Here is a 9,508-nt window from a genome sequence, read left to right as displayed (position 1 = left end):
AAACAGGACATCAGCCTTTTGTCGTTCCACCTGTGGCGGGACGTGCACCCGGAGGGGGGAAACAACGTGCAGTTGGCGCCCCATCTCGACATCACCGTCGAAGGCCCGCTCGATCCCGAAAACCCTCGAGTGGTCGGCCTGATCGGCTCCCTCGCCGAGCCCATGTCGGCCGGCGATTTCGCCCGCCGCGTGCGCGAAGTCATGGGCCGCGAGCCGCTCGTAGTCGAGGGCGAGGGGATGATTCGCCGGGTGGGGTGGTGCACCGGTGGCGGCCAGGGCTATATCGACAACGCCATCGCCGCGGGTGTCGACCTGTTCATCAGCGGAGAGGCCTCCGAGCAGACCTACCACAGTGCGCGCGAGAACGGCATCAGCTTCATCGCTGCGGGGCACCATGCCACCGAACGCTACGGGGTGCAGGCGCTGGGCGACTACCTGGCCAAGCGCTTTGCCCTGGAGCACCTGTTCATCGATTGCCCGAATCCAATCTAGTCGGGCGGGGCCCTGTAGCAGGCTCAGCCCGCGACAGGGTCCTCAAACCCCCAGTCATATCATTAGACCGTTTCGATCTAGCAGCCCTCCTAAATAGAATCAGGCGCTGTGATAAAGTGGCTCGCTCGAACACGGCCCGCTGGCCGTCCATAAGATCGTTTTTCGTGAGTAGCCATGGTCGACAAACTGACGCACTTGAAACAGCTGGAGGCGGAGAGCATCCACATCATCCGCGAGGTGGCCGCCGAGTTCGACAACCCGGTGATGCTGTACTCGATCGGCAAGGACTCCGCCGTGATGCTGCACCTGGCGCGCAAGGCCTTCTTCCCGGGCAAGCTGCCGTTCCCGGTGATGCACGTCGACACCCAGTGGAAATTCCAGGAGATGTACCGCTTCCGCGACAAGATGGTCGAGGAAATGGGGCTGGAGCTGATCACCCACGTCAACCCCGAGGGTGTGGCGCAAGGGATCAACCCCTTCACCCACGGTAGCTCCAAGCACACCGACATCATGAAGACCCAGGGCCTGAAGCAGGCGCTCGACAAGCATGGTTTCGACGCCGCCTTCGGTGGCGCGCGCCGCGATGAAGAGAAGTCGCGGGCCAAGGAGCGCGTCTACTCGTTCCGCGACAGCAAGCACCGCTGGGACCCGAAGAACCAGCGTCCGGAGCTGTGGAACGTCTACAACGGCAAGGTCAACAAGGGCGAGTCGATCCGCGTCTTCCCGCTGTCGAACTGGACCGAGCTGGACATCTGGCAGTACATCTACCTCGAAGGCATCCCGATCGTGCCGCTGTACTTCGCTGCCGAGCGTGAAGTCATCGAGAAGAACGGCACCCTGATCATGATCGACGACGATCGCATCCTCGAGCACCTCAGCGCCGAGGAAAAGGCACGTATCGTCAAGAAGAAGGTGCGTTTCCGTACCCTGGGCTGCTACCCGTTGACGGGCGCTGTCGAGTCCGAAGCCGAAACGCTGACCGACATCATTCAGGAAATGCTTCTGACGCGTACTTCCGAGCGTCAGGGCCGAGTCATCGACCACGATGGCGCCGGCTCCATGGAAGACAAGAAACGTCAGGGCTACTTCTAACTTCAGGGTTACTCCATGTCGCACCAATCCGATTTGATCAGCGAAGACATCCTCGCTTATCTGGCTCAGCACGAGCGCAAAGAACTGCTGCGTTTCCTCACCTGCGGCAACGTGGATGACGGCAAGAGCACCCTGATCGGGCGCCTGCTGCACGATTCGAAGATGATCTACGAGGACCACCTCGAGGCCATCACCCGTGACTCGAAGAAGTCCGGCACCACTGGCGAGGAAGTCGACCTGGCGCTGCTGGTCGATGGCCTGCAGGCCGAACGCGAGCAGGGCATCACCATCGATGTCGCCTACCGCTACTTCTCCACCGCCAAGCGCAAGTTCATCATCGCCGACACCCCGGGCCATGAGCAGTACACCCGCAACATGGCCACCGGCGCCTCGACCTGCGACCTGGCGATCATCCTGGTCGATGCCCGCTACGGCGTGCAGACCCAGACCCGCCGCCACAGCTACATTGCCTCGCTGCTGGGCATCAAGCACATCGTGGTCGCGATCAACAAGATGGACCTCAAAGGCTTCGACGAGCAGGTCTTCGAGTCGATCAAGGCCGACTACCTGAAGTTCGCCGACGCCATCGACCTGAAACCGTCGAGCCTGCACTTCGTGCCGATGTCGGCGCTCAAGGGCGACAACGTGGTCAACCGCAGCGAGCGTTCGCCGTGGTACACGGGCCCGGCACTGATGGAGATCCTCGAGACCGTCGAGGTTTCGGCTGACCGCAACGTCACCGATCTGCGTTTCCCGGTGCAGTACGTCAATCGTCCGAACCTGAACTTCCGTGGCTTCGCCGGCACCATCGCCAGTGGCGTGGTGCACAAGGGCGACGACATTGTGGTGCTGCCGTCGGGCAAGAGCAGCCGGGTCAAGTCCATCGTCACCTACGAGGGCGAGCTGGAGAACGCAGGCCCAGGCCAGGCCGTGACCCTGACCATGGAAGACGAGATCGACATCTCCCGTGGTGACCTGCTGGTGCATGCCGACAATGTCCCGCAGGTGGCCGACCAGTTCGACGCCATGCTGGTGTGGATGGCCGAGGAGCCGATGCTTCCGGGCAAGAAGTACGACATCAAGCGCGCCACCAGCTACGTGCCGGGCTCGATTGCCAGCATTACCCACAAGGTCGATGTGAACACCCTGGAGCAGGGCGCCGCCAGCGCGCTGCAACTGAACGAGATCGGCCGGGTCAAGGTGTCGCTGGACGCCGCCATTGCCCTGGACGGCTACGACAGCAACCGCACCACCGGTGCGTTCATCGTCATCGATCGCCTGACCAACGGCACCGTGGGCGCCGGCATGATCATCGCCCCGCCGGTGCTGCCGCACGGCAGCACTGGCCAGCATGGCAAGCTCGCCCACGTCTCCACCGAGGAGCGCGCCCTGCGCTTCGGCCAGCAGCCGGCCACCGTGCTGTTCAGTGGCCTGTCGGGCGCCGGCAAGAGCACCCTGGCCTATGCCGTGGAGCGCAAGCTGTTCGACATGGGCCGTGCGGTCTATGTGCTCGACGGCCAGAACCTGCGCCATGACCTGAACAAGGGCTTGCCGCAGGATCGCGCAGGTCGCACCGAGAACTGGCGTCGCGCCGCCCACGTGGCGCGCCAGTTCAACGAAGCCGGCCTGCTGACCCTGGCCGCCTTCGTCGCCCCGGATGCCGAAGGCCGCGAGCAGGCCAAGGCGCTGATCGGCAAGGAGCGCCTGGTGACCGTCTACGTCCAGGCTTCGCCGCTGGCGTGCCGCGAGCGTGACCCACAGGGCCTGTATGCCGCCGGTGGCGACAACATCCCGGGCGAAAGCTTCCCGTTCGACGTGCCGCTGGATGCTGACCTGGTGATCGACACCCAGAGCACCAACGTCGAGGAAGGCGTGAAGCAAGTGCTGGATGTGCTGCGCCAGCGCGGCGCGATCTGACGCCCGATGCTGCACCAGAAACCCCGCTTCGGCGGGGTTTTCTGTTGAGGGCCAGACCCGTTCAGGCCAGCCCATTGTCCTGCCGCCACGTCATCACCTTTTGCACGATGCACTTCGCCGACTCGCTTGTGCCTGATTCAGGGTGATAGATGAGGTCTGACCCCTGCGGGTGAGCGGTGATGTCGATGAAGTGCTCCAGCAACCCATCCTGGAAACTTGCCGAACCTTGTGCGGTGATCAGCACTTCGACCAACGATTCGAACTCGTCAGGTGTGTAGTCGCTCAACTGCTGCCTGAAGGTGATCATTCCTCGACCTCCGAGGACAGCGCATATTGCAGGGCGCTCATGATTCGCATGTTGTCCATGTCGTACACCACTGCGCTGAGCGCTGGTGGCAAAAGATGGCAGATCTGGTAGGAGCGCAAGCCTCTGGCCGTTTCACCAAAGGGCGCGCGAGGCGCCCAGCCTTTCTTGATCCGGTTCAACTGCGATTCGACAAATTGCTTCGAGAGTATCGGGTCTTCGGCGATGGTCATCCAGAAGGTGCTGGAGAATTGGTCGAAGCTTGTGAAATGTTGTCCGGCGAGTTTTTGGGCGATGTGAGTGGGGATGGGTGTGGCCATGTCGTTCGGGCTCCTTGTGCACGACAGGGTGAGGTGCCCCCATGATCAACGCTTGGTCAGCCAGGGAATAGATTCCGATTGCCGAGTTCTGCGCGGGTTGTTTTCTTGTGCCGAGTCAGAAAACTCCGCTACTGGTGTCGTCCAGGGCTGGCACCCTGTGCAAGACGCCTAGATATGCTTCTCCCCAACCGGAATCACCCGCCTTTCCTTCACCGCCTTGTACGAAAAACTCGAATAGATCTCCTTCACCCCGGGCAGTGTCTGCAGCACTTCGCGGGCGAATTCGCCGAAAGACTCCAGGTCCCGCGCGAGGACCTCCAGGAGAAAGTCATAGCGCCCCGAGATGTTGTGGCAGGCGACGATTTCCGGGATTTCCATCAGGCGCTTCTCGAAGGCGCGGGCAGCGTCCTTGTTGTGCGATTCCATCATGATGCTGACGAACGCTGTGACGCCAAAGCCCAGAGACTTGGGTGAAAGGATGGCCTGGTAGCCGGTGATATAGCCGCCTTCTTCCAGCAGCTTGACCCGCCGCCAGCAAGGCGAAGTGGTCAGGGCAACCTGGTCGGCGAGTTCGGCGACGGTGAGGCGGGCGTTGTCCTGCAGGGCGCCGAGCAGGGCGCGGTCGGTTCGGTCCAGAGGGGCTGGCATGGTTTGCCCTTTTTTCGGTCTGATTGTTGTTTTTGTTCCAGAACTGCCGATGTTCACGGGGCAATTTGGAAAAAAATCCGGGGTGCCAAGGCATAAGCTTAGAACAAACAACAAGGAGGCTGTTGTCATGCGCGCTGCCGTCGATAAGACCGGTTTTTCCACGCGGGCCATTCACCATGGCTACGACCCGCAGTCCCATGGTGGCGCGCTGGTGCCGCCGGTCTACCAGACCGCGACCTACGCTTTCGAAAGCGTCGAGTATGGCGCGGCCTGCTTTGCCGGAGAGCAGGGCGGACACTTCTATAGTCGGATCTCCAACCCGACCCTGGCCCTGCTGGAGCAGCGCATGGCGTCGCTGGAGGGCGGCGAGGCGGGGCTGGCCCTGGCCTCGGGCATGGGTGCCATCACCTCGACGATGTGGACCCTGCTGCGCCCGGGGGATGAGCTGATCGTCGGCGACACCTTGTACGGTTGCACTTTTGCTTTCCTGCACCATGGCATCGGCGAGTTCGGCGTGAAGGTGCGGCATGTTGACCTGAACGATCCGGTCGCGCTCGAGGCGGCGATCACTTCCAGCACGCGGATGATCTATTTCGAGACCCCGGCCAACCCCAACATGCACCTGGTGGACATCGCCGTCGTGGTGGGCGTGGCGCGCCGGCATGACCTGCTGGTGGTGATCGACAACACCTATTGCACCCCCTATCTGCAACGCCCGCTGGAGCTAGGCGCGGACCTGGTGGTGCATTCGGCGACCAAGTACCTCAGTGGCCACGGCGATATCACCGCCGGGCTGGTGGTGGGGCGCAAGGCGCTGATCGACCGGATTCGCCTGGAAGGCTTGAAGGACATGACCGGCGCTGTGCTGTCGCCGCACGATGCATCGCTGCTGATGCGTGGTATGAAAACCCTGGCCCTGCGCATGGACCGCCATTGCAGCAATGCCCTGCGCGTGGCGCAGTTCCTGGAGCGTCATCCACAGGTCGAGCTGATTCATTACCCGGGCCTGCCGAGCTTTGCGCAGTTCGGCCTGGCGCAGCGGCAGATGCGTTTGCCGGGCGGGATGATTGCCTTCGAACTCAAGGGCGGCATCCAGGCGGGGCGACGCTTCATGAATGCGTTGCAGTTGTTCAGTCGCGCGGTGAGCCTGGGGGATGCCGAGTCGCTGGCGCAGCACCCGGCGAGCATGACCCATTCGAGCTACACGCCCGAGGAACGAGCGCAGCATGGGATCTCCGAGGGGTTGGTGCGGTTGTCGGTGGGCCTGGAGGATGTCGACGACCTGCTGGCGGATCTTGGGCAGGCCCTCGGGAGCCGTGTTTGAGTTAAGTGATGGCCACTTTTCACGGGCACAAAAAAGGCCGCTTTACGCGGCCTTCGTCATGCTTGCTGGGTCAGCGCTTGAGGCCGTAGCTCTCGTCGAGCATGCCCGGCGAGTTCGGCGCCTTGGGCGCGTAGTCGCGTGGGACTTCGGCGGTATCCTTCGGCGGTGTCAGGCGATCGCGCGGACCTTGTGCGGCTTCGGAGTGCAACGACGCGAGCAGGCGCTGGCGGGTCAGCTCGTCCAGGGCCAGGCGATTGGCCCCGTCAGCCAGGTGATCCTGCACATCCTGGTAGCTCTGGGTCAGTTTCTTGACCAGAGAAGCCGTGCTGTTGAAGTGGGTGACCACTTCGTTCTGGTAATTGTCGAAACGCTGCTGGATGTCGTCCAGCTGGCGTTGCGTACTGCTGGGAGCCGCGTTGGGGAGAAGGCGGGCCAGGGCGAAACCGACGACGACACCAACGACCAGTGCCAGGGTCGGCAGCAACCAAACAAGGAGCGAGTGTTCCACGAGTCCTTCCTCTATAAACGGCTTTGCTTTACGTTAACGGCTCAGACCTGCGCTGTATACCGCGAGCGATCGCAAATCAGAACAGAATTCCTCCTCTAGACGAATCGACCCCCCACGAGGTCACGGAGTAGTGCCTTGCTTGTCCGCGAAACCCCCATGTTCATCGATGGCCCCAGTGGCCCGCTGGAAGCCTTGTACCTGGACGTGACCGATGCCCGCGGCGTGGTGCTGATCTGCCACCCCAACCCGGTCCAGGGTGGCACCATGCTCAACAAGGTGGTCTCGACGCTGCAGCGCACGGCTCGCGATGCGGGCTACAGCACCCTGCGCTTCAACTACCGTGGCGTCGGCCAGAGCGCCGGCAGCCACGACATGGGCGCTGGCGAAGTGGCCGATGCCGAGGCCGCCGCGGCCTGGCTGCGCGCCACACATCCTGAGCTGGCGCTGGTACTGATGGGCTTCTCGTTCGGGGGCTTCGTCGCCGCCAGCCTGGCCGGGCGGCTGGAACGCGCCGGGAGCGAGTTGCAACATCTGTTCATGATTGCCCCGGCGGTGATGCGCCTGACCGCCGACTTCCCGCTGCCCGAGCGCTGCGCCCTCACCGTGGTCCAGCCTGAAACCGACGAGGTGGTCGACCCTGCGTTGGTCTATGAATGGTCCGACGCACTGACGCGCCCCCATGAGCTGCTGAAAGTGGCAGAATGCGGACACTTCTTCCATGGCAAGCTGACCGATCTGAAGGATCTGGTGCTGCCGCGTCTTTCGAACTGAGCCAAGCCTGAATAAGCGATCACCCATGACCACGCGCATTCTCACCGGTATCACCACCACCGGCACCCCGCACCTGGGCAACTACGCCGGCGCCATCCGTCCGGCGATCCTCGCCAGCCAGCAGCCCGGTGCCGACTCGTTCTACTTCCTGGCCGACTACCACGCCCTGATCAAGTGCGACGACCCGCTGCGCATCCAGCGCTCGCGCCTGGAAATCGCCGCCACCTGGCTGGCCGGCGGCCTGGACCCGGACAAGGTCACCTTCTACCGCCAGTCCGACATTCCTGAAATTCCCGAGCTGACCTGGCTGCTGACCTGCGTGGCGGCCAAGGGCCTGCTCAATCGCGCCCACGCCTACAAGGCCTCGGTCGACAAGAACCTGGAAAGCGGCGAAGACCCGGATGCCGGCGTGTCCATGGGCCTGTACAGCTACCCGGTGCTGATGGCCGCCGACATCCTGATGTTCAACGCACACAAGGTTCCGGTCGGTCGTGACCAGATCCAGCACGTTGAAATGGCCCGTGACATCGGCCAGCGCTTCAACCACCTGTTCGGCCAGGGCAAGGAGTTCTTCGTTCTGCCCGAGGCGGTGATCGAGGAAAGCGTGGCCACGCTTCCAGGCCTGGACGGTCGCAAGATGTCCAAAAGCTACGACAACACCATCCCGCTGTTCACCAGCGCCAAGGACATGAAGGACGCCATCTCGCGCATCGTCACCGACTCGCGTGCGCCAGGCGAGGCGAAGGATCCGGACAACTCCCACCTGTTCACCCTGTACCAGGCCTTCGCCAGCGCCGCACAAGCCGGCGAGTTCCGCGAAGAGTTGCTGCAGGGCCTGGGCTGGGGCGAGGCGAAGAGCCGCCTGTTCCAGTTGCTCGACGGCCAGTTGGCCGAGAAGCGCGAGCACTACCATCAACTGATCTCGCGTCCGTCGGACCTGGAAGACATCCTCCTGGCCGGCGCAGCCAAGGCGCGCAAGATCGCCACGCCGTTCCTCGAGCAGTTGCGTGAGTCGGTGGGCCTGCGCTCCTTCCGCAGCAGCGTCCAGGTCAACGCCGAAGTGAAGAAGAAGGCTGCCAAGAGCGCGCGCTTCGTCAGCTTCCGCGATGAAGACGGCAGCTTCCGCTTCCGCCTCCTGGCCGCCGATGGCGAGCAATTGTTGCTGTCGCGCAGCTTCGCCGACGGCAAGAGTGCAGGCGCGGTGAGCAAGCAACTGCAGCAGGGTGGCGAGGCGGATGTGCGTGTAGATGGCCTGGGCTTCAGCCTGTGGCTCGATGGCGAGCAGGTGGCCGAAGGCCCGCAGTTCGCCGATGCAAGCGCCCGTGATGCGGCGGTGCTGAGCCTGCGTGAGGCGTTGGCGCCCCAGCAGGACTGAAACAGGGACCTGTAGGAGCAACTGTCTTGTTCAAAATCTAAAGGCCAGCCCAATCCCTGTGGGAGCGGGCTTGTCCCGCGAACACGGGCGCAGCCCGTGCCAGGCAGCGCGGTGTCTTTTTCGCGGGCAAGTCGGGGCGCCGAACCGCCGCTCCCACACGTACTGTGTTCGGACTTACGTCGGTGTTGCGCTCTTGCACTGAGGCAACTCCACATCCTGCCACGGGGTGCCTGTTCTTAGCATCGCATTGAGTCGTACGATGAAAACTCTCATGCATGCCACAATTGCGACCTTGGCTGCCTTGCCCCTTTCACGCAGTGCTTGGTACTTCGCCTTGAGCGAGGGGTTGTGCCTTACAGCCACCAAACACGACATGTACAACGTGCACCTTATCCCGAACCGGCCTCCCGAGATCGAGCGCTTGCCTACGGATGTTCCACTGTCGTGGTTGAACGGCGCCACTCCGACCAGCGAGGCTATTTCTCGGGCTTCCACGTGACCCAACTCCGGCAGCAGCGTCACAAGCTTCCCCGCCGTCACCAGCCCGATACCTTTGACCCGGGCCAACTGAGCAATTCGTTCATCGCCCAGCCCCTCGGCTTGCAGCTCGATCTCATGTTCAATCTGCTTGATTTGAGACTTGAAGTGCTGGAGGTTGGACTTCAGGAAGTTGGCAACCAACTCAGACTGAGCCTGTTTCAGGCGCCGCCGGTCGTCATCTCGCTGCTGGACCAGACGATCACGCTGCTGCAGCAGC

11 protein-coding genes are annotated in these 9,508 nt (G+C 62.7%); 6 read left to right on the top strand and 5 right to left on the bottom strand.

From position 1 onward, the window contains the following. The 3 genes from ACPZMI_RS11035 to cysN all read left to right on the top strand — a co-directional run. Positions 1 to 492 (top strand): Nif3-like dinuclear metal center hexameric protein (locus ACPZMI_RS11035; protein ID WP_426352227.1); only part of this gene is annotated, 492 nt, incomplete at its 5' end. A gap of 174 nt (positions 493 to 666) precedes the next feature. Then, positions 667 to 1,584: a sulfate adenylyltransferase subunit CysD gene (gene cysD, locus ACPZMI_RS11030; protein ID WP_186668093.1), complete on the top strand. Its 918-nt coding sequence runs from the start codon at positions 667 to 669 to the stop codon at positions 1,582 to 1,584. A gap of 15 nt (positions 1,585 to 1,599) precedes the next feature. Next, positions 1,600 to 3,501 (top strand): sulfate adenylyltransferase subunit CysN, encoded by a 1,902-nt coding sequence (gene cysN, locus ACPZMI_RS11025; RefSeq protein WP_426352226.1) that lies wholly within the window; start codon positions 1,600 to 1,602, stop codon positions 3,499 to 3,501. A gap of 61 nt (positions 3,502 to 3,562) precedes the next feature. On the opposite strand, the gene ACPZMI_RS11020 is transcribed toward cysN, so the two are convergent. The 3 genes from ACPZMI_RS11020 to ACPZMI_RS11010 all read right to left on the bottom strand — a co-directional run bounded on the left by ACPZMI_RS11020 (position 3,563) and on the right by ACPZMI_RS11010 (position 4,773). After that, positions 3,563 to 3,808 carry a bacteriocin immunity protein gene (locus ACPZMI_RS11020; protein WP_426352225.1) on the bottom strand — a complete coding sequence of 82 codons (246 nt, stop codon included), beginning with the start codon at positions 3,806 to 3,808 and terminating at the stop codon, positions 3,563 to 3,565. Next, positions 3,805 to 4,125, bottom strand: a complete 321-nt coding sequence (locus ACPZMI_RS11015) for an S-type pyocin (protein ID WP_186668087.1) — start codon at positions 4,123 to 4,125, stop codon at positions 3,805 to 3,807. Before ACPZMI_RS11015 ends, ACPZMI_RS11020 begins: the two co-directional genes overlap by 4 nt. 168 nt (positions 4,126 to 4,293) lie before the next feature. Beyond that, positions 4,294 to 4,773, bottom strand: a complete 480-nt coding sequence (locus ACPZMI_RS11010) for an Lrp/AsnC family transcriptional regulator (RefSeq protein WP_186718757.1) — start codon at positions 4,771 to 4,773, stop codon at positions 4,294 to 4,296. A gap of 127 nt (positions 4,774 to 4,900) precedes the next feature. Between ACPZMI_RS11010 and ACPZMI_RS11005 the strand changes: the two genes are divergently transcribed. Beyond that, entirely contained in the window at positions 4,901 to 6,097 is a 1,197-nt protein-coding gene (locus tag ACPZMI_RS11005; RefSeq protein ID WP_426352224.1) for a methionine gamma-lyase, read from the top strand. A 70-nt stretch (positions 6,098 to 6,167) separates the two neighbouring features. On the opposite strand, the gene ACPZMI_RS11000 is transcribed toward ACPZMI_RS11005, so the two are convergent. Next, on the bottom strand, positions 6,168 to 6,605 hold the full coding sequence (locus tag ACPZMI_RS11000; RefSeq protein ID WP_054893983.1) for a Z-ring associated ZapG family protein: 438 nt from the start codon (positions 6,603 to 6,605) through the stop codon (positions 6,168 to 6,170). 135 nt (positions 6,606 to 6,740) lie between these two features. Between ACPZMI_RS11000 and ACPZMI_RS10995 the strand changes: the two genes are divergently transcribed. Further along, a complete protein-coding gene (locus ACPZMI_RS10995; RefSeq protein WP_411383191.1) occupies positions 6,741 to 7,376 on the top strand; it encodes an alpha/beta hydrolase in 636 nt (211 codons plus the stop codon). 25 nt (positions 7,377 to 7,401) lie between these two features. Continuing rightward, positions 7,402 to 8,751, top strand: a complete 1,350-nt coding sequence (locus ACPZMI_RS10990) for a tryptophan--tRNA ligase (RefSeq protein ID WP_186711351.1) — start codon at positions 7,402 to 7,404, stop codon at positions 8,749 to 8,751. 174 nt (positions 8,752 to 8,925) lie between these two features. Here ACPZMI_RS10990 and ACPZMI_RS10985 read toward each other — a convergent pair. Next, a partial coding sequence (locus ACPZMI_RS10985; protein ID WP_426352223.1) for a transposase occupies positions 8,926 to 9,508 on the bottom strand: 583 nt, incomplete at its 5' end.

This window comes from Pseudomonas wayambapalatensis, assembly GCF_049942315.1.
GTDB lineage: Bacteria > Pseudomonadota > Gammaproteobacteria > Pseudomonadales > Pseudomonadaceae > Aquipseudomonas > Aquipseudomonas wayambapalatensis.
The sequence above is the reverse complement of the archived record's forward strand: the minus strand, read 5'-3'. Positions and strand labels throughout refer to the sequence as shown.